At 61.6% G+C, this 19,329-nt stretch carries 17 protein-coding genes; 11 read left to right on the top strand and 6 right to left on the bottom strand.

What is annotated here, in order from left to right; all coding sequences use genetic code 11:
• Positions 1-331 precede the first annotated feature (331 nt).
• The 3 genes from ACSBQT_RS09800 to ACSBQT_RS09790 all read right to left on the bottom strand — a co-directional run bounded on the left by ACSBQT_RS09800 (position 332) and on the right by ACSBQT_RS09790 (position 3,504).
• Positions 332-2,050 carry a DNA/RNA helicase domain-containing protein gene (locus ACSBQT_RS09800; RefSeq protein ID WP_410711328.1) on the bottom strand — a complete coding sequence of 573 codons (1,719 nt, stop codon included), beginning with the start codon at positions 2,048-2,050 and terminating at the stop codon, positions 332-334.
• On the bottom strand, positions 2,037-2,354 hold the full coding sequence (locus tag ACSBQT_RS09795) for a nucleotide pyrophosphohydrolase (protein WP_410711329.1): 318 nt from the start codon (positions 2,352-2,354) through the stop codon (positions 2,037-2,039). The genes ACSBQT_RS09800 and ACSBQT_RS09795 overlap by 14 nt, the downstream gene beginning before the upstream one ends.
• 175 nt (positions 2,355-2,529) lie before the next feature.
• Positions 2,530-3,504 (bottom strand): quinone oxidoreductase family protein, encoded by a 975-nt coding sequence (locus tag ACSBQT_RS09790; RefSeq protein ID WP_410711330.1) that lies wholly within the window; start codon positions 3,502-3,504, stop codon positions 2,530-2,532.
• 44 nt (positions 3,505-3,548) lie between these two features.
• On the opposite strand from ACSBQT_RS09790, the gene argC reads away from it, so the two are divergent.
• From argC to ACSBQT_RS09745, 9 genes are all read left to right on the top strand, one after another.
• The gene (gene argC, locus ACSBQT_RS09785) at positions 3,549-4,658 is read left to right on the top strand and encodes an N-acetyl-gamma-glutamyl-phosphate reductase (RefSeq protein WP_410711331.1); all 1,110 of its coding nucleotides are present in this window, start codon (positions 3,549-3,551) and stop codon (positions 4,656-4,658) included.
• Entirely contained in the window at positions 4,655-5,833 is a 1,179-nt protein-coding gene (gene argJ / locus ACSBQT_RS09780) for a bifunctional glutamate N-acetyltransferase/amino-acid acetyltransferase ArgJ (RefSeq protein ID WP_410711332.1), read from the top strand. The genes argC and argJ overlap by 4 nt, the downstream gene beginning before the upstream one ends.
• Positions 5,830-6,858, top strand: coding sequence for an acetylglutamate kinase (argB, locus tag ACSBQT_RS09775; RefSeq protein ID WP_410711333.1), 1,029 nt, complete (start codon positions 5,830-5,832; stop codon positions 6,856-6,858). The genes argJ and argB overlap by 4 nt, the downstream gene beginning before the upstream one ends.
• The gene (locus ACSBQT_RS09770; RefSeq protein WP_410711334.1) at positions 6,855-8,135 is read left to right on the top strand and encodes an acetylornithine transaminase; all 1,281 of its coding nucleotides are present in this window, start codon (positions 6,855-6,857) and stop codon (positions 8,133-8,135) included. The genes argB and ACSBQT_RS09770 overlap by 4 nt, the downstream gene beginning before the upstream one ends.
• A gap of 30 nt (positions 8,136-8,165) precedes the next feature.
• A complete protein-coding gene (gene argF, locus ACSBQT_RS09765) occupies positions 8,166-9,086 on the top strand; it encodes an ornithine carbamoyltransferase (RefSeq protein WP_410711335.1) in 921 nt (306 codons plus the stop codon).
• Positions 9,083-9,607 (top strand): arginine repressor, encoded by a 525-nt coding sequence (locus tag ACSBQT_RS09760; RefSeq protein ID WP_410711336.1) that lies wholly within the window; start codon positions 9,083-9,085, stop codon positions 9,605-9,607. Before argF ends, ACSBQT_RS09760 begins: the two co-directional genes overlap by 4 nt.
• 39 nt (positions 9,608-9,646) lie before the next feature.
• Complete coding sequence (argH, locus tag ACSBQT_RS09755) at positions 9,647-11,107, top strand: argininosuccinate lyase (protein ID WP_435001648.1); 1,461 nt, start codon at positions 9,647-9,649, stop codon at positions 11,105-11,107.
• Positions 11,108-11,589: 482 nt separating this feature from the next.
• Positions 11,590-12,876 carry a tyrosine--tRNA ligase gene (gene tyrS, locus ACSBQT_RS09750; RefSeq protein ID WP_410711339.1) on the top strand — a complete coding sequence of 429 codons (1,287 nt, stop codon included), beginning with the start codon at positions 11,590-11,592 and terminating at the stop codon, positions 12,874-12,876.
• 318 nt (positions 12,877-13,194) lie between these two features.
• Positions 13,195-13,596, top strand: coding sequence for a YccF domain-containing protein (locus ACSBQT_RS09745; protein WP_410711340.1), 402 nt, complete (start codon positions 13,195-13,197; stop codon positions 13,594-13,596).
• A gap of 140 nt (positions 13,597-13,736) precedes the next feature.
• Here ACSBQT_RS09745 and ACSBQT_RS09740 read toward each other — a convergent pair whose 3' ends face one another.
• Positions 13,737-14,621 carry a dihydrodipicolinate synthase family protein gene (locus ACSBQT_RS09740; RefSeq protein WP_410711341.1) on the bottom strand — a complete coding sequence of 295 codons (885 nt, stop codon included), beginning with the start codon at positions 14,619-14,621 and terminating at the stop codon, positions 13,737-13,739.
• A gap of 2 nt (positions 14,622-14,623) precedes the next feature.
• Complete coding sequence (locus ACSBQT_RS09735; RefSeq protein WP_410711342.1) at positions 14,624-15,790, bottom strand: mandelate racemase/muconate lactonizing enzyme family protein; 1,167 nt, start codon at positions 15,788-15,790, stop codon at positions 14,624-14,626.
• 80 nt (positions 15,791-15,870) lie between these two features.
• On the opposite strand from ACSBQT_RS09735, the gene ACSBQT_RS09730 reads away from it, so the two are divergent.
• Both ACSBQT_RS09730 and ACSBQT_RS09725 read left to right on the top strand, forming a co-directional pair.
• The gene (locus ACSBQT_RS09730; RefSeq protein WP_410711343.1) at positions 15,871-16,662 is read left to right on the top strand and encodes an IclR family transcriptional regulator; all 792 of its coding nucleotides are present in this window, start codon (positions 15,871-15,873) and stop codon (positions 16,660-16,662) included.
• 41 nt (positions 16,663-16,703) lie between these two features.
• Complete coding sequence (locus tag ACSBQT_RS09725) at positions 16,704-18,017, top strand: MFS transporter (RefSeq protein WP_410711344.1); 1,314 nt, start codon at positions 16,704-16,706, stop codon at positions 18,015-18,017.
• A 171-nt stretch (positions 18,018-18,188) separates the two neighbouring features.
• Here the strand turns inward: ACSBQT_RS09725 and ACSBQT_RS09720 are convergent, their stop codons facing one another.
• Positions 18,189-19,031 carry a formate/nitrite transporter family protein gene (locus ACSBQT_RS09720; protein WP_410711345.1) on the bottom strand — a complete coding sequence of 281 codons (843 nt, stop codon included), beginning with the start codon at positions 19,029-19,031 and terminating at the stop codon, positions 18,189-18,191.
• Positions 19,032-19,329: the final 298 nt, after the last annotated feature.

Below are 19,329 nucleotides of genomic sequence, written 5' to 3'. Positions count from 1 at the left end.
CTGTATATTGCGCACTAGTTGAGTGTTTCACGACTCTCATCGGTCACAAGCCGTCCATCGCCTTGTCATGCCACGAGTCCTTGACGCTTGTAGCTCGTTAGAACCTCATCGGCGAAACGGAATGCCCGGCACTGCCCGAGTCGTCCTTCCGAGGCAAGCATCAGATGGAGTTTTACTTTCACTGCCGCGTAAGCACAGCCGGAGCGGGCTAGACAACTATTCCTAAGCTCTTGAGCATTGAAGAGCCAGAAGCGAAAGTGTTTCGTAACCAACGTGTCTCAGATCCTATAGGTTGCGGGACTCGGACACTCAGTTGAGTTGATCGGTGCCCTCAAAACAATTCTTGGAGTCGGTCTCGTAGAGCGGTGTCGCAGACGTACAGATATGTGCCCCGAATTCCTCGCGTGAGTAACACGCTATAAATATTCTTCACGTACTCGAGTAGATCTTCGTCAGTGTATTTGATTCCGAGCTTGGGGTTGTTCTCGCGTCCCTTCTTGTCGTGATAGTTAGAGCGGTCGAAGAAGAGTTTGCCTGCGACGGGATCGTATCGGAGGTCGTTGCCGATTATGACCCCGACATAATTGAGGTCGTACCCCTGAACGGTGTGGATCGAACCGACCTCGTTCACCGATTTTGGAGATTTGATCCAATCAGTAGTGGTTGTGTTCCAGCGCATATGTTGGCCATCAAGTTCGATGTCGTACGCGGTTTTGTCATTCTTGCTCTTCCACGGCCATGCATAGCCAGCTACCAGACGAGACAGCCCGTGCTCCGCTTCGCGTTTCTGAAGTTCCCGTCGCATTTCGCCTAGATCGGTGAACATCCGCAGGTCGTAGTCTCCGAAGTCTTCGCGTGATGCCGGTGGGGTGTCGCTGAGTATGTCACGGATGTATCTGACATAGTCTTTGTCGGCAGAGATCCGCATCTGCGTTTGTAGGCGGTAGAAGCGGCTGGCTGCTCTGGCTCGGGAGGCGAGCTCCCGAGTCATGGTCGCTGGCAGATCAGCAGGTCGAACGGTTTGACCGACATCGAGCATGAGGATCGAGTGGTGGCTCTGCTTCTGAATCCAATCTAGCTGCGTCTTCTGCGGATCGTCCCAGCCGAACAGTTTCTCGTTGATCTCAATGAACTTCTTGTTGAGTGGTCCCGAGGCCTGATTCGCTCGCTGGTTGAGCCTGTGTGCCTCGTCTACAACAAGGAGATCGAATCGGTCTGAGCTCTCGCCGACTTGGAACGGCGTTAACACCATGCCTCTACTCAAACCGGGCGTCTGTTTGAACACCTTAGCGATCGAGTCGCGCAACGACTGTTGAGGGACGACGATGGCGAATCGCAGAGATTCGAGCAACTCTGCATGTCCAGGGGTGAAGTAGTCGCTGAAGATGGAATCTATGTCGAGAGGCTCCTCCGAATCATGCCGCCGGATGTCCTCGAGCAGTTTGAGCAGATAGATGGCCACCACCGTTTTGCCCGTACCGGGGTTGCCCTCGACCACTACAGTATTGTCGACGCCGCTTTCGAGGTCATCGAAGAAGCCTTCGAGTATGTCATTCACCGCGGCAGCCTGGTCATGTTTCAGCGCTTTGAATGGCGAAAGCTTGAAGAGGTCGCTGTTGACGATCTGCGGAATGGTGCGTTTGAAGAGTTCTTCTTGAGTTCGCAACTCTTCGAAGATCTGTCGGAACGTCTTGTTGTAGTTGTCCCGGTCGTAGTAGTCGGCATCGGTGATTCCGGCGTTGAGGTTGAGGACTTGTCGACTCGCGTCGCCGTGGAACATTCGAATGAGAAACGACTCTAGATCTAAACAGGCAGACTTATTAAACGTGTCGTCGAGAACAACTCTGACCGATTTAAGGTTCCGCTTAGAGTCAGACTCGAGGTGCTGCTTCATCCGGCCCTCTACGTTGAGGGACTCGCCGACATAGACCTCTTCTGTATTGTTCATGACATACACGACGGGCCAATTACTGTGACGAGGGTCGACGGATCCCCACGCTTTGACCTTGTCGGCGTCGAAGGGGAAGCGTTCGACTTTAAAGCTGGTCATATTTCACGCTCGTGCCTCGAGCCTTTTCCACCGGATACTTCTCGCGAGTCTTGGCCAGCTTGTCCAAAATGATGGTGTCGGGATCCAGGTCCAGCTTGTCCGCGAGCAACATGCAATAGGTCAGCACATCAGCCAACTCGTCCTTTGCGGACTCGAGGTCGGCATCTCCCCATTGGAAACATTCGAGTAGTTCTCCCGCTTCGATGGAAACGCTCTTCGCGAGATTCTCGGGGGAGTGGAACTGCTGCCAATCGCGTTCTGCCATGAACTGTCGGATTGTGTCGCGAACAGAATCTTCGTACATGACTTCAAGGTATCAGCGACGTGCGACAAGTGGGCGAAGCCAAACGCAAATTGGATCTCATGTATCAACCAAGCGGGATTGGTGTGTGTTCAGCCATACGCCGTTATTCCGACAAATGGGGCCCGGAGTTCCTGTTCATTTTCAGCAACTCCGGGCCCAACCTCATGTAGCTGAGTCAGGCGGTCAGGACAACCTTGCCGGTAGTTTTACGGCCCTCGAGCGCTCGATGCGCATCAGCAGCTTCCGCCAACCCGAACGTCGCGCCGACGCGGAAGTTGAGCCAGCCGTGCTCGATGCCGTAGAAGAGCATCGCCGAACGCTTCGCCAGCTCCTCCGAGCTGCGGACGAACCATGCCAGCGACGGGCGGGACAGGAAGATTCCGCCCGAAGAATTCAAACGCTGAATGTCGAACGGCGGCACCTGACCTGACGCCCCGCCGAAGAGCACCATCGATCCCAATGGCTTGATCGACGCTAGCGACGCATCGAAGGTGTCCTTGCCGACACCGTCATAAGCGACATCAACGCCTTCGCCATCAGTGAGCTCCTTGACCTTCGCCGTAATGTCGACTCCCTCACCGTAGAGGAACACATCATCGGCGCCGGCTTTGCGTGAGAGCTCAGCCTTCTCCTCGGTGCTCACTGTCGAGATGACATTGCCACCCAAGTGCTTGATGATCTGGGTGAGGAGCAGGCCGACACCGCCGGCACCCGCGTGCACGAGTGCTGTCTGACCGGGCTTGATCTCATGCGAACTCGTCGCCAGGTACTGCGCGGTGAGGCCCTGCAGCGGCATCGCCGCAGCCACCTCGGCGGACACTACCTCCGGCACCCGCAGGAGGAAGTCGGCCTTCACGACGACCTGCGTTGCATACGACCCCGGGCCTTCGTGCCAAGCGACACGGTCACCAACCTGCCAGCTCTCAATGCCTTCGCCCACCTCGGCGATGTACCCCGTGCCCTCGACGCCGACGATATGCGGGTACTCCATCGGATACACGCCCGAACGACGATACGTATCGATGAAGTTCACGCCCGCCGCCTCGACATCGACGAGCACCTCACCGGCACCCGGCTTCGGGGTCGGAACCTCACCGAACTCGAGCACCTCGGGTCCACCAGCCTGCATCGCACGCACTGCCTGGGTCATCACGCCTCCTGCATATAAATTAATTGCCTGGTATGGTTATACATATGAACGATCTTACGGTTGCCGTCTCCGGTGCTACCGGATACGCCGGGGGAGAGGTCCTCCGGCTGCTGAGCACTCACCCTCACCTGAACGTCACGACGGTGTGCGGACATTCCACCGCGGGTGAGAAGCTCGGCCGACATCAACCCCATCTTGCCCGATATTCCGACTTCGTGGTCCAAGAGTCCACCGCCGAGGTGCTCGCCGGCCACGATGTCGTCGTCCTCGCGCTCCCGCACGGACAGTCCGGGCAGATCGCCGCCGAACTCGAACAGACGAGCCCGGACACTCTCATCGTCGACCTCGCCGCCGACCACCGCCTCATCAGCGCGGCCGCCTGGGAGAAGTTCTACGGCTCCGAGCACCAAGGCACCTGGACCTACGGACTGCCCGAACTCCTCACCGCCGACGGCACCAAGCAACGCGAGGCACTGAAGACCACGAAACGCATTGCCGTGCCCGGCTGCAACGTCACCGCCGTGACGCTCGGACTCGCACCGCTTATTCAGGCGGGGCTCGCCGCACCGACCGGGCTCAACGCCGTGCTCGCCAATGGCGTTTCCGGTGCAGGCAAGGCTCTCAAACCGCACCTCACCGCTGCTGAGATCCTCGGCAATGCCTCCCCATACGGCACCGGCGGCACGCACCGGCATGTGCCCGAGATCGAACAGAACCTCAACGGAGTCCTCGGCGCCGACGCCGCCGACGGACCCACTCGCATCTCCTTCACCCCCACGCTCGTGCCCATGGCCCGCGGTATCCTCGCCACCATCACCGCCGATGCCGGTGAAGCCGCACCGCGCACCGCTGAAGGACTCCTCGACGCCGCCGTGCTCAAGGACCAGCTGGCCGCGGCCTTCGCTCAGGCCTACGCTGACGAGCCCTTCGTCCGTGTTCTGCCCGAGGGCCAGTGGCCGCAGACCGCGGCGACCACCGGATCGAACATGGCCCATATCCAGTTCACCGTCGATGAACGCGCCGGCACAATCCTCGTCGTCGTGGCACTGGACAACCTGGTCCGCGGCACGGCTGGACAAGCCATCCAATCCATCCACCTGGCCCTCGGTCTCGACGAGACCACCGCCCTTCCCCTCGAAGGAGTCGCCCCATGAGCGTCACCGCACCACTCGGCTTCACCGCAGCCGGACTCACCGCCGGACTCAAACCCTCCGGCACCAAAGACCTCTCCCTGGTCATTAATAACGGCCCCGACACCGCCGTCGCCGCCGTCTACACCTCCAACCGCTGCAAGGCCAACCCCGTCCTGTGGTCCCAGAAAGCCTCGGCCGATGGGCAGGCCCGCGCCGTCGTGCTCAACTCCGGGGGAGCGAACTGCTACACCGGCGACTTCGGCTACGAAACAACCACACTGACCGCACAGACCACCGCCGAACTCCTTAGCGAGGCCGGAACAGACACCCCGGCCGAAGACGTCCTCGTCTGCTCGACCGGACTCATCGGCGTCGGCGGCCAGGACTTCCGTGACTCCATCGTGAACAACCTCGCCCCACTCGTCGCCGCCGCCGACACGAGTGTTGAAGCCGGACAGTCTGCTGCCGAAGCGATCATGACCACCGACACCGTCGCGAAGACCACCAGTCGTACCGGTTCCACCGGGTTCACCATCGGCGGCATGGCCAAAGGCGCGGGCATGCTCGCACCCGGTTTGGCGACCATGCTCGTCGTCATCACCACCGACGCGAAACTCGACCAGACCGTGCTCGACGACGCACTGCGCGCTTCGACGAGCCAGTCCTTCGATCGCCTCGACACCGACGGCTGCATGTCGACCAACGACACCGTCATCCTCATGTCCTCCGGCGCCCACGACGCCGCCGTCGACGCCGACGAGTTCACCACCCTGCTGCGCGAACTCTGCCTCGACCTCATGCACCAACTCCACGTTGACGCCGAGGGCGCCCACCACGACATCGCCATCACCACCCGCAGCGCCGCCAGCGAAGCTGACGCCGTCGAAGTCTCCCGCTCCGTGGCCAGGTCGGCCCTGTTCAAGGCTGCGATCTTCGGGGAGGACCCGAACTGGGGTCGCGTCGTCGCCCAGGTGGGAACCACCTCGGCGGATTTCGATCCCACCCAGATCGACGTCGCCATCAACGGCGTTCAGGTGTGCACGGCCTCCGGCCCCGACGAAGACCCTGCGAACGTGACATTCGACCGCACAGTTGATGTGTCTATCGACCTCCACGCCGGTGGCGACACTGCCACCGTGTGGACCTCGGACCTCACCCACGACTACGTCGAAGAGAACAGCGCCTACTCATCATGAACACCCCCGTCGACATGTCCACGAAATCCACGGCCGCCCGGCTCGCCGCCGCCCAGGTCAAGGCCGAAGCCCTGACCGAGGCGCTGCCCTGGATCAAGACCTTCGCCGGCGCCACGATCGTCATCAAATACGGCGGAAACGCCATGGTCTCCCCGGAGCTGCAGCAGTCCTTCGCCGATGACATCGCGTTCCTCCGCTTCGCCGGCATCCGCCCCGTCGTCGTCCACGGCGGCGGCCCCCAGATCTCCGCCATGCTGAAACGCTTGGGCATCGAATCCGAATTCAAAGCCGGACAGCGCGTGACCACCGAGGAAGCCGCCGAGGTCATCCGCATGGTGCTGTCCGGCCAGGTCAACCGCGACATCGTGTCCCGGATCAACCAGAACGGTGACGCCGCGATCGGCCTGTCCGGTGAAGACGCGGACCTCCTCCTCGCGCACAAAACCACCGCCGAGGTGGACGACGAGGTCATCGACCTCGGCCGAGTGGGCGAGATCGCCCAGGTCAACACCACCGTGCTCACCGAACTCCTCGACGCCGGACGGGTGCCCGTCATCTGCTCCATCGCCTCCGAGATCGGGGGAGAAGCTGGGAAGCCGCTCAACATCAATGCGGACCTGGCCGCCTCGGCGGTGGCGAAGGCGCTCAAGGCACACAAACTCATCATGCTCACCGATGTGCCGGGCCTCTACGCGAACTGGCCGGACACGTCCTCGCTCATCTCCCGCATCGACCCGGACAAGCTGCGCGAACTGCTGCCGAGCCTCGACTCGGGAATGATCCCAAAGATGACCGCGGCGCTCGAGGCGATCGAGCACGGGGTCAAGCAGGCCCACATCATTGACGGCCGGATGGCGCATTCCCTCCTCCTCGAGGTCTTCACCTCGGAGGGCATCGGCACCATGGTCGAGGACACCATCGTCGAACCCGCACCGCTGGGCGACGGGCACCAGGGGAATCTCGCCGAGGCGGCCCCGACGGATGGTTTGAACGCTAGCAACGACAGCTACGGAGGACGTTCATGAGTGATCAGACGGGTACGCAGGATTCGGCTGTGCAGGCTTGTGACCAGGCCCAGACGTGGCGGGACGATTTCTCCCGTGTCCTGTCCCCGGTGTTCGGGTCCCCGCAGCTCGACATCGTCCGCGGTGAAGGCTCCTACGTGTGGGATGCGGCGGGCAAGAAGTACCTCGACCTGCTCGCCGGCATCGCCGTGAACGCCCTCGGCCACTGTCACCCCGCATGGGTCAACGCCATCACCGAGCAGGCCTCGACACTCGGCCACATCTCGAACTTCTTCACCTCCCCGGCCCAGATCGGCTTGGCCGAGAAGCTCCACGAGGTCCTCGACCTGCCTGCCGGGTCGGCCGTGTTCTTCTCGAACTCGGGAGCCGAAGCCAACGAGGCGGCCTTCAAGATGGCCCGCCGCGCCGCCGGTGGGGGACGGCCCTTCATCATCGCCATCGACGGCGCATTCCACGGCCGGACCATGGGAGCGCTCGCCCTGACCGCGAAGGAAGCGTACCGCGCCCCCTTCGCACCCGGAGTCCCCGGAGTCGTCCACGTTCCTTACGGCGACGTCGAAGCACTCGAAGCGGCGATCAATGAGAACACCGCGGCTGTGTTCATCGAACCCGTCCAAGGAGAGGTCGGCGTGCGAACGCATCCGGCCGGCTACCTCACCGCGGTGCGAGAACTGACGGAGAAGGTCGGGGCGCTCATGGTCCTCGACGAGGTGCAGTCGGGCATCGGCCGCACCGGCTCGTGGTTCGCTCACCAGGATCCCGAGATCGGTGAGGGCGTCACTCCAGACATCATCACCTCGGCGAAGGGACTCGGCGGCGGAATGCCGATCGGTGCGACCATCACCGTCGGGGATGCGAACACGAAGCTGCTCGAAGCCGGTCAGCACGGCACGACCTTCGGCGGCAACCCTCTGTCGTGTGCTGCCGGACTCGCCGTGCTCGAGACCATCGAGAAGGACAACCTCCTCGACCACGTGTTCGAGGCCAGCGACTGGCTCAAGGGGCAGCTGGCAAAGGTCGACGGCATCGGAGAGATCACCGGCAAGGGACTGCTGCTCGGGCTCGAACTGACAGCCGGTGCCTCGGGTGACGGCGCGGCCGGGCAGTCCGACGGCCAGGTCCCGGACTCGAAGGCCGTGGCTGCTCGAGCGCTCGAGGCCGGGTTCATCATCAACCCCGTCGCCCCCGGACGCCTCCGCCTCGCCCCGCCGCTGACCATCACCACCGACGAGCTCACTCCGTTCATCGACGCCCTGCCCGGCCTCATCACCGGCTGAGCCCCACTCACGCTTTCCAAAGGACCCACCATGACACGCCACTTCCTCAAGGACACGGACCTCAGCCCGGCCGAGCAGACGCAAATCCTCGACCTCGCCGTCGAACTCAAGGCCGCCCCCTACTCGCGGACCCCGCTGGCCGGCCCACAGACCGCCGCCGTCATCTTCGACAAGACCTCGACTCGCACCCGGGTCTCGTTCGCCGCCGGCATCGCCGCGCTCGGCGGGCAGCCGCTCATCATCAACCCCGGTGAGGCGCAGCTCGGGCACAAGGAATCCATCGCCGACACCGCCCAGGTGATGTCCCGGATGGTCTCGACGATCATCTGGCGCACCTACGCCCAGGCTGGGCTCGAAGAGATGGCCGAATTCTCCTCGGTGCCCGTCATCAACTCCCTGTCCGATGACTTCCACCCCTGCCAGATCCTGGCCGACCTGCTCACCATCCGCGAACACCGCGGCAACGTGGCCGGCCAGACCATGACGTACTTCGGCGACGGCGCGAACAATATGGCGAACTCCTACGCCCTCGGCGGAGTCAACGCCGGAATGCACGTGCGCATCGCAGCCCCAGCCGACTTTCAGCCCGCCGCCGCGATCGTCGCCGAAGCCGACGCCCTGGCGCAGACGACGGGCGGGTCCCTCACCGTCACCGACGACCCCGTGGCCGCCGCGACCGGCGCCGACGTCCTCGTCACCGATACCTGGGTGTCCATGGGTCAGGACTCCGCCGGACGCGACGACGAGGCCTCACCGTTCACGAAGTTCCAGGTCAACCAGGAACTCATGAGCTTAAGCAACGACGCGGTCTTTCTCCACTGCCTGCCCGCGTATCGCGGCAAAGAGGTCACGGCCGAGGTCATCGACGGCCCCGCCTCGGTGGTCTTCGACGAAGCCGAGAACCGCCTCCACGCGCAGAAGGCTCTCATGACCTTCCTCCTGGAGCGATGATGGCCGAGCCGAACAACAGCGCCCCGCTGACGAAGACCGCCCGACAGCAGAAGATCATCGATCTCATCACCCGCCAATCCGTGCGGTCCCAGATCGAACTCGCCGAGGCGCTCGCGACGCAGGGCATCACCGTCACCCAGGCAACCCTGTCGCGCGACCTCGCCGAGGTGGGGGCCGTGAAGATCCGGTCCACCGCAGGATCCGTGTACGCCGTTCCCGGTGAGGGCGGGGACCGGTCACTGCAGCAGTCGACGGGGGAGACCCTCGACGCGAAGCTGCCGCGCATTCTCGAAGAGCTGCTCGTCTCCGCAGTCTCCCAGGACAATACTGTCGTGCTGCGTACCCCGCCGGGTGCGGCACAGTATCTGGCCTCGGCGATCGACCGATCCTCGATGGTCGGGATCTTCGGGACTTTAGCCGGCGATGACACGGTGCTCGTCATCGCTGATGCGGCAGTCGGGGGCGCGGCCGTGGCCGAGACATTCCTCGAGTACGCGGCAGGCGGCCTCGGCGAGGGGTGAGCCTGGAACAATGACAACTGAGTTTCATCATTTCAATGAATGGGCCGGCGCATCCGTGCTGGTGGGAAAGGACGATCTGTGAGCGAACGACTGAGCCTGTGGGGCGGACGATTCTCCGACGGTCCGGCTGATGCGCTGGCTGAGCTGAGCAAGTCCACGGACTTCGATTGGCGTCTGGCGAAGTATGACATCGCGGGATCCAAGGCCCACGCGAAGGTCCTCCACCACGCGGGACTGCTCACAGATGACGAGCTGTCCGGGATGCATTCGGCGCTCGACGAGCTGCTGCGTCGGGTGGAGACCGGCGAATACGTCGCCGCCGAGTCCGACGAGGATGTGCACTCGTCGCTCGAGCGCGGGCTCATTGAGATCGCCGGTCCCGAGCTCGGTGGGAAGCTGCGTGCCGGACGGTCCCGCAATGATCAGATCGCGACGATGGGTCGGATGTACCTGCGTGACCATGCTCGTGAGGTCGCCGGTCTTGTGCTTGACACCGTCGAGGTGCTCATCGCTCAGGCGGAAGAGCATCCCGAGGCGCCGATGCCCGGACGCACGCACCTTCAGCACGCTCAGCCGGTGCTGCTCGCTCATCATCTGCTCGCGCACGCGTGGCCGCTGTTGCGCGATGTCGCCCGCTTCGTCGATTTCGATGCGCGCGCCGGTGTCTCGGCGTATGGTTCGGGTGCTTTGGCCGGGTCATCGTTGGGGCTCGATCCGCAGGCTGTGGCCGCGGACCTCGGGTTCAACGATTCGGTGGAGAATTCCATCGATGGCACCGCGTCGCGCGATGTCTTCGCCGAGTATCTGTTCATCACGACGATGATCGGCATCGACCTCTCGCGCTTGTCCGAGGAGGTCATCGCGTGGGCAACGAAGGAGTTCTCGTTCGTCACCCTCCACGATGCGTACTCGACGGGATCGTCGATCATGCCGCAGAAGAAGAACCCCGACGTCGCCGAGCTCACTCGCGGTAAGTCCGGTCGGCTCATCGGTGATCTCACCGGTCTGCTGTCGACGCTCAAGGCGCTTCCGTTGGCGTACAACCGGGATCTGCAGGAGGACAAGGAGCCGGTCTTCGACGCAACGGATACCCTCGAGCTGCTGCTGCCGGCATTCACCGGGATGGTGGCGACGCTGAAGTTCGATACTGAGCGGATGGCGTACCTGGCTCCGCGCGGATTTGCTCTGGCAACGGACATCGCCGAGTGGCTCGTGCGTGAAGGTGTGCCGTTCCGCGTGGCTCACGAGCTCTCCGGCGCATGCGTGCAGCTTGCCGAGTCGCGCGACGTCGAGCTGTGGGATCTGAGCGATGAGGACTTCGCAGGAATCTCCGAGCACCTGACTCCCGCGGTTCGTGAAGTGCTGACGACCCTCGGATCGATCGATTCGCGCAACGCCAAGGGTGGCACGGCTCGCTCTGCCGTTGATCAGCAGATCGCCAATGCGAAGACCGAGGTCACCCGCTTGCGTGAGTTCGCGGGGTCGGCTCGCAGCGTGTGAATGGTTCGGTTGAGGAAATACTCTTCAGCACGCCGGTGAGTGGGGATGCGGCCTCAGCTGAGAGGCGAGACCACAGTGACGCCGAGATCCTCGAGCAGCTCGTCCAATACGATGCGTCCGGCTCCTTCGCCGATCGAACCGACCGCTGTCAGTGAATGTGTGGGAGCCAGAGAATTGCGACCTTTGGCCAACCGAGCGGCGAAAAGGCTCAGGGCTTCGGAGTCGGTATGGTGGCTGAGCTCAGTCTGGCGAGAGTGCCAGACGATTCCCGCTAGATTTTGTTTGGGCGCATGAATGGCCTTGGCCACGGAGCGGGTGCAGGGATAGTGCTCCTGCGCCGAGGACGGGATGGCGAACCGTGGGTTGTTCAGTCCGTCGCTGTTGCTCAGATGGCAGGCAAGGGAAGTGCCGCCTCGGCGACCACGTAGAATTGACTCCGTCGGCTCCGCGCCGGCACAGACCACAGATTCGAAAGGACCGAAGTGACCGACATCTTCAGCGAACTCAAGGCCCGCGGGCTCGTCGCAGTTTCCACCGACGAGACCGCCCTGCAGAAAGCCCTGGCCGAGGAGTCGCTGACCTATTACGTCGGTTTCGATCCGACGGCCCCGAGCCTGCACATGGGCAACCTCGTCCAGCTGCTCACCGCCGCCCGCCTCCAGCAGGCCGGACACAACCCGCTGGCCCTCGTCGGCGGCGCCACCGGCCTCATCGGCGACCCGCGCATGTCGGGGGAGCGGACGCTCAACCCGCGAGAGGTCGTCGAAGAATGGGTCGCGAAGATCCGCACCCAGGTCGAGAAGTTCCTCGACTTCGACGGCCCCAACGCCGCGCAGATCGTCAACAACCTCGACTGGACCTCGCAGCTGTCGGCCATCGACTTCCTCCGCGACATCGGCAAGCACTTCCCGGTCAACCGGATGCTCGCGAAGGAATCCGTCTCCGCACGCCTCAACAGCGAAGCGGGCATCTCCTTCACCGAGTTCTCGTACCAGATCCTCCAGGGCAACGACTACCTCGAACTCAACCGCCGCTACGGCTGCTCCCTGCAGACCGGCGGCTCCGACCAGTGGGGCAACCTCACCTCGGGCGTCGACCTCATCCGCCGCGTCGAGCAGAAGTCCGTCCATGCTCTGGCCACCCCGCTGATCACGAAGGCCGACGGCACGAAGTTCGGCAAGACCGAATCCGGCACCGTGTGGCTCGATTCGTCTCTGACCAGCCCGTACGCGTTCAGCCAGTTCTGGCTCAACGCCGACGACCGCGACGTGGTGAAGTACCTCAAGGTGTTCTCGCTCCGCCCGCTCGACGAGATCGAAGCCATCGAAGCCGAGTTCACCGCTGCCCCGCACACCCGTGTGGCGCAGAAGGCCCTCGCCGAGGATGTCACCACTTTGGTCCACGGGCGCCAGGCTTACGAGCAGGCGATTGCTGCGGCTTCCGCGCTCTTCGGCGGGGGCGAGCTCGCCGGCCTTGATACGTCGACGCTGGGTGCGGCAACTTCCGAGCTGCCGCGGGGTGAGGTGTCGACGACCCAGCTGGCCGAGGGCCTGCCGGTTGCTGATGCGTTCGTCGCTGCCGGCATCGTCAAGTCCAAGGGTGAGGCTCGCCGTGCCATCAAGGACGGGGGAGCGTACGTCAACAACGTCAAGGTCGCCGACCAGGAGCAGACCCTGACTTCCGATGATGTGCTCTCGACAGAAGCTGGAGGGGTCGTCCTCCTGCGCCGAGGCAAGAAGACCCTCGGTGCTGTCGACATCGTCGGCTGAGCAGCCTGCGTCACTGATCATGCCGTGTCCTCCGCTCCCGGAGGGCGCGGCATTGTCGTATTCACGACGGTTGGATCCGTTCGACAACGGGGAACCTTGTCATCGAGGAATACAAGAGGTCGCATTGTAGAAGCGGCCTCGGCGGCAGCATTGCAGTGAAGGGAATGCGGTCAATCAGCGTGCGCTCCGGCAGCCTGCGGGCAACCGGACGGGCGATGTGGGGCCATCACCATGGAAAAGCATGCGGTCTTCGAGCAGACTGGCAGATGACGGACTACCGAACGAACGAATACCGACTGACGAACGCACGAGGAGATCATGCGCACCCTGCTCAACATCATCTGGTTCATCTTCTCCGGCCTCTGGCTGGCACTCGGATACTGGGCCGCCGGAATCATCGCCTGCATCTTCATCGTCACCATCCCGTGGGGCATCGCCTCCTTCCGCATCGGAAACTACGCACTCTGGCCCTTCGGCCGCGAGGTCATTGAAACCCGCCCGGCAGGAGTGGCGACGACCCTGGGTAACATCATCTGGCTCATCGTCGCTGGTGTCTGGCTCGCCATCGGACACGTCGTCACCTCGATCCCGCTGTTCATCTCGATCATCGGCATCCCGCTCGGCTGGGCGAACATCAAGCTCATCCCCGTCTCGCTCATGCCGCTGGGCAAGCAGATCGTCGACAGCGACCGAATCATGCCCGGCTACCGCGGAGCCTGACCAGCGGTCGGTCGGCACGATGGTGCTGGGTGCGACAATGGCACCGCGGTTCCTGGACTGCGAGAATCTGGTTGTCGAATCCGGCTAGGGTGTTGACCGACGCACTTGTGATTGATCCGTCTGCCGGCCCAATGCGATTCCTACAAGCCAAGCCCCGACAATGCCGAATCGAGCCGAGCAAGTGTCGAGGCGGAGAGCTTACGTGCAGGGAATCGAACAGTGTCGTGGTCGATGAGACCTCTCCGCACGAGTACCTGCTTGTGAATCGCCCACGCTTCGCCAGGGGTGACTCCGACGTCGAGGAGGGGCTGAATGCGGCGGACTTCTTCGTCCACATCGACGGTGGTATCAGCGCCGAGCAAGGCCGATACGATCGGCCTGAACATGTCAGTGATTTCGCAGGCTGGCATGGTTCCGCAGGCACCGTTTCGGAATTCTGCGATGAGCTCTCTTGCGTTGAGCCCACCGAGCACAGGGAAGTCCTGAGGGACTTTGGAGACGACAGCCTTGACCTTCTCCGCCGTCGGCGGGGCCTCAACCTTTACCGCGGATATCCCGGAGCATTCGGACATTTCCGCGATTCGGTCGGTGGGAGTCGTCACCGAAGATGGTCCCGGCGCGTCCTGCACCATGATCGGGGTGTCAGTGTTCTGCGCAACGTCGACAAAGAAGTCGACAAGCTGATCCTCGGCGGGTTTTGCGAGATACGGGGGGAGTACCATCAGCGCGTCTGCTCCCCACTCGCGTGCTTGGAGCCCAGCTTCGGTGGCGGTTGTCGTGCTTGTCGCGTTGATGCCAGCGATGATGGTGAAGCCATCGCCGACCTCTTTGCGAGCGGTGCGGAGAATGCTCTCGCGCTCTTGGGTCGTCAATGCGAAGCCCTCGCTGGCCATCCCGAAGACGGCGAAACCATCAGCCCCCGATGTGACTTGGAAGTCGATAAGGCGACGGAGCGAATTCAGATCCACCTCTTGGTTGGGAGAGAAGGGGGTGGCAAGAATTGGGAGCAGACCGTGAAGCTTCATGTTTATGCCTCCTCGGCTAGATGGCGAACAGTGTCAATATCGATGTCGATTCCCAGACCGGGGCCCGTCGGCACTTGGAACCCGGCGGGTCCGATTGCCATGGGTGTGCGTAAGAGAGACTGCGCGACGCCGACGGTGTCTGGTTGATACTCAAAGAATGGGCTGTGAGGCAGTGCGGCGCTGACATGGATTCCGGCAGCCAACGCGACTCCAAGTCCAACCGAATGGTGGCACGCTGTCGGAATATGAAAAGCGCTCAATACTGTGGCGATGTCGATGGCTTCTGTGATTCCAGTTCGTGCGACATCCGGCTGTGCGAGACCCAGCGAACGTCGCACTGCCCATTCGGAGAACTCGTATCGATTGCGCATGGCTTCGCCGATTGCGATCGGAGTTCTTACGCGACGCCCCAATTCGGCGTGGCCATCTATATCTTCCGGCGCCAATGGCGCTTCCAGGAAGAGCGCGCCGCGAGCATCTAGCTCTGCGCCTAGTCGTAGGGCATCTTGGAGCGAATAGGCCCAATGTGCATCGATGGCCAGTCCGACCTTTGGTGCGGCCTCGGCTACGGCATCGAAGGTGGCAAGGTCAGCATCTACGCCTTTTCCCAGAGCAAGCTTGATCCGTGTCGCACCGCGATCGACCCACTGCTTTGCCAGCACCGCCCGCTCTTTATCGGTTGGAACCGGTAACCCGGAGACATAGGCAGGGACTGTGTCGCGGTGCCGGCCCCCGAGCAAATCGCTGACTGGACTTCCGAGGGCCTGACCCGCGATATCCCACAGCGCAGTGTCGAGTGCGGCCAGTGCATCCGCTTGATGCCCAACGAGGTGTCCACGTTCACGCATCAGGCCACGCAACTTCTCCCATAGGGGCCGCACGGCAGTGGGATCTTGGCCGATAAGCTGCGGCGCGAGAAGCCTGTCGATGATGGTGGCTGGGACCTCTGGCGCAACAGGGGCTAATGCCTCGCCCCAACCAACGATGCCATCGTTCGTATGAACCGAAACCAGCATGGTTTCAAATCTGCCGGAGTAGAGGCTACGCCAAGGCGGTCTCACCGTGTACTCCGCCGAGCCGCGTGGATCCCATCCGTCATCGTGGACGCCAAGATAAGCCCGCGGTGAAGGAAGTTTGAGGACGTAGGTCTCTATGTGCTCAATACGCATGATCGATGCTTTCTGTGGAAGTCATGGCTCAATACTGCAGTGGACTTGCATAATATGCAAATAGATTCCACAATTGGTACATGACTGCCGAACGATCAACCAACCAGAGCGTCGATAGAGCGCTCTCGGTCCTCACTTTGTTCACCAGCAATAGCCCGTCACTTCGTGTTTCGGATGTCGCATCAGGTCTCGGCCTCGGAGTGTCGACTGCCTCGCGTTTGCTGGCCACCCTGGAAGAATCGGGGTTCCTACGTAAGAATTCGAAATCTCAGCGTTACGAACTTGGTCAGCAGATCATCTCATTGGGCGGGGTGGCGTTGAACAATGAGCCGATCTATCGCAATTCGCGAGCGGTGACTCAGCGTCTGGCGTGGGAACTCGGCTTGGGCGCGAACGTTGCCGTGCGGCAGGGCAAAGTTCTTCGCTATTTGCAGAATGTCGAAGGGCCAATGGCCCCTAAGTCATACACTCTCCTCGGTCAGACAAATCCTTTGCACGCGACAGGTATGGGCAAGGCGCTGATGCTTGATCTGTCCGCCAGCGATCGTGAGGCACTTCTTGGACCTGATGATCTGCCTGCCTATACGACCAATACAATCGTCAGCCACTCCGATCTCGAGGTCGAGCTTCAGCGGTCTTCCGAGCGAGGCTACTGTACCGAGATCAATGAACTTGCGCTTGGCAGGGCGTGCATTGCAGCGCCGATTCGGGACTTCACCGGAAAGGTCGTGGCAGCCATCTCCCTTTCGGGAGCGTTGTCGGCAATCAACCTCACTGAGAAAGAGACTGAACTGGCGCGAATCATCATCGAAGCTGCAGACACGATCAGCGTTGCCTCGGGGTATCTCAGCCCGCAACCGCAACATCGTTGAATATCGTAAGTCCCCCCCCATCACAATGGAGTGAAACGAGCATGCAGAACATTGCTACATCAAATAGTTCCGAGCAGACACCGACCCGCCGCGTAGTTATGGCAGCCACGGTTGGAAACTTTGTCGAGTGGTTCGATATCGGCGTATACGGCACGATGTCGGCGAGTCTGTCGAAACACCTCTTCGATTCAACAGACCCTGTGTCCGCACTGCTATCGACCTTCGCAGTCTTTGCCGTCGGCTTCGTCATTCGGCCCGTCGGTGGTCTTGTTTTCGGGCCCATGGCGGATCGGATCGGACGCAACCGTGTGCTTGTCATTACAGTTGCGCTGACCTCATTGTCAACGGCTGCGATCGGTATCCTCCCCAGCTACGAGACAATCGGTGTGCTTGCACCTCTCCTGCTTGTTGTCATTCGGTTGTTGCAGGGATTTGGTGCTGGTGGTGAGACATCGAGTGCCGTTGGTCTTCTCTATGAGTATGCGCCTCGTGATAGGCGTGGTTTCTACACAAGTCTCAGCGCTGCCACGGGGTTTGTGGCATTCGTTGCTTCTGCGGGTCTCGCGCTGGGCCTGACTTTGGGCCTAGGCGATGAAGCAGTCAATGAATGGGCTTGGCGAATTCCATTCTTAATAGCGCTTCCGCTTGGTTTGATTGCGCTCTATCTTCGTTCCCAGCTGGATGACAGCCCGGTGTTCCGCCAGATGCAGTCAGCTGAGGAACTCTCGGTCTCCCCGCTCCGTGAGACCTTCCAGAAGGCGCGTGTAGCGATGCTGGTGCTGGCAGGACTCGTGGTGCTCAAAGGAGTAGCGCATTGGACGCTTCAGACGTTCATGGTCTCCTATATGGAAGACACCCTTGGGTTTACTATGACGGAGTCGTTTCTCGCTTCAACTATCGCAATGGCTGTCGTCATGGTGCTCATACCGATCGCTGGAATCATTTCTGACAGGATCGGCAGAAAGCCTGTCCTCGGGGCTGGAGCATTAGGACTGTTTGTGCTTGCTTGGCCTGCGATCACGCTGATGACTATGGAAAATGCACCGCTCGCGATTGCAGCGATGGTACTTCTCGCGTTACCAGTGGCTGCCTACGATGGTGCGATCAATGCCATCATGGCAGAGATGTTTCCGGCTCGAATCCGGACGGGTGCGATGGCGATTCCCTACAATGTTGCGGTCAGTCTTCTCGGCGGGACCGCACCATACATCGCTGCATGGCTCACAGTCGCCACAGGTTACAAACAGGCCCCGAGCTTCTATCTCATGCTGGCCGCGGCCGTCACGTTGGTTACACTCATCCGATTTGTCAGGGAGACGGCGGGCCCGAGAGTAACTGTCTCACCCGAGAACTAGAGTCGGATGGAGAGGTGGTGTCCTTGGGCTGTGGTCGCGTTGGTCTGCGCCTTATCAATAGGGTGGTGACCTCGGTCAACCGCGCCAGCCCGAGCATGACGTTGAGCAAACAGCCGTTGCCCGTCCACTGCGGGGCCTGGATGGCTGTCGGCGCGGCGATGACGCGGAGCGCTACGAAGCGTGGTCTTGGAGATCCTCGAGCGAGAACTCTCCCCGCCTCACAGCAGACAGCACGCGGTGCGTGCGAATGACCCGGGGCAGCGTGATGATGATGAGACCGCCGAGCATGTTGAAGACGATGACGATGCAGAACCACTGCAGAAACTCGGGGATCGAGATGTCGGCGCCCGAGAGCATGGCAGCGAAGATGACGATCGCATTGATCGCGCCGTGAAGCATCCCGAACCCGATGACCAGTAGGCCGGTGATCATGCACACGATGGCCTTGACGACGTCGTTCGTGGTTCCCTGCTGCATCCGGGTCGCCAAGGTGATGGTGGCACCGGCCAACATCGCAAGAGCGATCATGACGATCGGCGACGACTGATCGGTGTAGCCGATGGCCATATCGGCCAGAGTCGAATGGTAGTCGGGAAGGCCGCGCACGATCAGCCAGGCGAAGGCCGCCCCTCCCAAGAGATTGGTGACAAGAGTGGCCAGCCAGAGACGCAGCACCTGAAGCCAGCTGGCCTGCCCCGCGATGACTGCGTTGATGGGCAGGAGAAACTCTTCGGTGAAGAGCTCCGAATGTGCGAGCTTGAGCGCGAGCAGTCCGATGCCGAAAGCCATGCCGGCGAGGATGTCGGAATCGGTGGCCTGTTTGACGAGGATCATCGCGAGAATGCCCAACCCGATGTCTACGCCGCCGAAGAACCCGGTGATGATGAGTTCCGGCCACTTGCGATTGAGCCGTTTGGCACCCTCGGTCACCGTTGTGGCGGCCTCATCGACGAGGGCATCCTCCAGATCCAGGTCGTTGGCGCCCAGTCGTCTGCGTTGCTCTCTCTGAGTCATTGCCCCAGTGTAAGAGCTGTGTGTGACCACGACGTTCAGAGCACGCCGAGCGCGAGTGACCGTTGTCACAGGCGAGAGTCCGGTTTCGAGTTGCACGGTGCCTCTGGGGTGGTCTAGAGTTATATCTCGTTGCCCCGCCGGAAACACGGTCTTCGAGACACTGTTTCTACCGGGTCTGACCAGGACAAACACGGTTTGTTCCACGGGTTCAGGCGATCGGGTGGGTAACCGAAAAATGAAACTGATACCTCCAGTGAACATGCTGCATTTTTGTGTGGTGTGGTGATGGGTGTGTGTT

Origin of the sequence: Brevibacterium sp. H602 (genome assembly GCF_051172395.1) — a bacterium.
Classification (GTDB): domain Bacteria; phylum Actinomycetota; class Actinomycetes; order Actinomycetales; family Brevibacteriaceae; genus Brevibacterium.
This window is presented reverse-complemented; position numbering and strand designations above follow the sequence as displayed.

What these genes read in the sequence shown, in the direction of transcription:
- ACSBQT_RS09735 (WP_410711342.1), bottom strand. Translation starts at nt 15,790, where the DNA reads ATGCGTATTGAGCACATAGAGACCTACGTCCTCAAACTTCCTTCACCG.
- ACSBQT_RS09795 (WP_410711329.1), bottom strand. Translation starts at nt 2,354, where the DNA reads ATGTACGAAGATTCTGTTCGCGACACAATCCGACAGTTCATGGCAGAA.
- ACSBQT_RS09730 (WP_410711343.1), top strand. Translation starts at nt 15,871, where the DNA reads ATGACTGCCGAACGATCAACCAACCAGAGCGTCGATAGAGCGCTCTCG.
- ACSBQT_RS09740 (WP_410711341.1), bottom strand. Translation starts at nt 14,621, where the DNA reads ATGAAGCTTCACGGTCTGCTCCCAATTCTTGCCACCCCCTTCTCTCCC.
- argH (WP_435001648.1), top strand. Translation starts at nt 9,647, where the DNA reads ATGGGCCGGCGCATCCGTGCTGGTGGGAAAGGACGATCTGTGAGCGAA.
- ACSBQT_RS09800 (WP_410711328.1), bottom strand. Translation starts at nt 2,050, where the DNA reads ATGACCAGCTTTAAAGTCGAACGCTTCCCCTTCGACGCCGACAAGGTC.
- ACSBQT_RS09745 (WP_410711340.1), top strand. Translation starts at nt 13,195, where the DNA reads ATGCGCACCCTGCTCAACATCATCTGGTTCATCTTCTCCGGCCTCTGG.
- ACSBQT_RS09760 (WP_410711336.1), top strand. Translation starts at nt 9,083, where the DNA reads ATGATGGCCGAGCCGAACAACAGCGCCCCGCTGACGAAGACCGCCCGA.
- argJ (WP_410711332.1), top strand. Translation starts at nt 4,655, where the DNA reads ATGAGCGTCACCGCACCACTCGGCTTCACCGCAGCCGGACTCACCGCC.
- argF (WP_410711335.1), top strand. Translation starts at nt 8,166, where the DNA reads ATGACACGCCACTTCCTCAAGGACACGGACCTCAGCCCGGCCGAGCAG.
- ACSBQT_RS09725 (WP_410711344.1), top strand. Translation starts at nt 16,704, where the DNA reads ATGCAGAACATTGCTACATCAAATAGTTCCGAGCAGACACCGACCCGC.
- ACSBQT_RS09720 (WP_410711345.1), bottom strand. Translation starts at nt 19,031, where the DNA reads ATGACTCAGAGAGAGCAACGCAGACGACTGGGCGCCAACGACCTGGAT.
- argC (WP_410711331.1), top strand. Translation starts at nt 3,549, where the DNA reads ATGAACGATCTTACGGTTGCCGTCTCCGGTGCTACCGGATACGCCGGG.
- ACSBQT_RS09790 (WP_410711330.1), bottom strand. Translation starts at nt 3,504, where the DNA reads ATGACCCAGGCAGTGCGTGCGATGCAGGCTGGTGGACCCGAGGTGCTC.
- ACSBQT_RS09770 (WP_410711334.1), top strand. Translation starts at nt 6,855, where the DNA reads ATGAGTGATCAGACGGGTACGCAGGATTCGGCTGTGCAGGCTTGTGAC.
- argB (WP_410711333.1), top strand. Translation starts at nt 5,830, where the DNA reads ATGAACACCCCCGTCGACATGTCCACGAAATCCACGGCCGCCCGGCTC.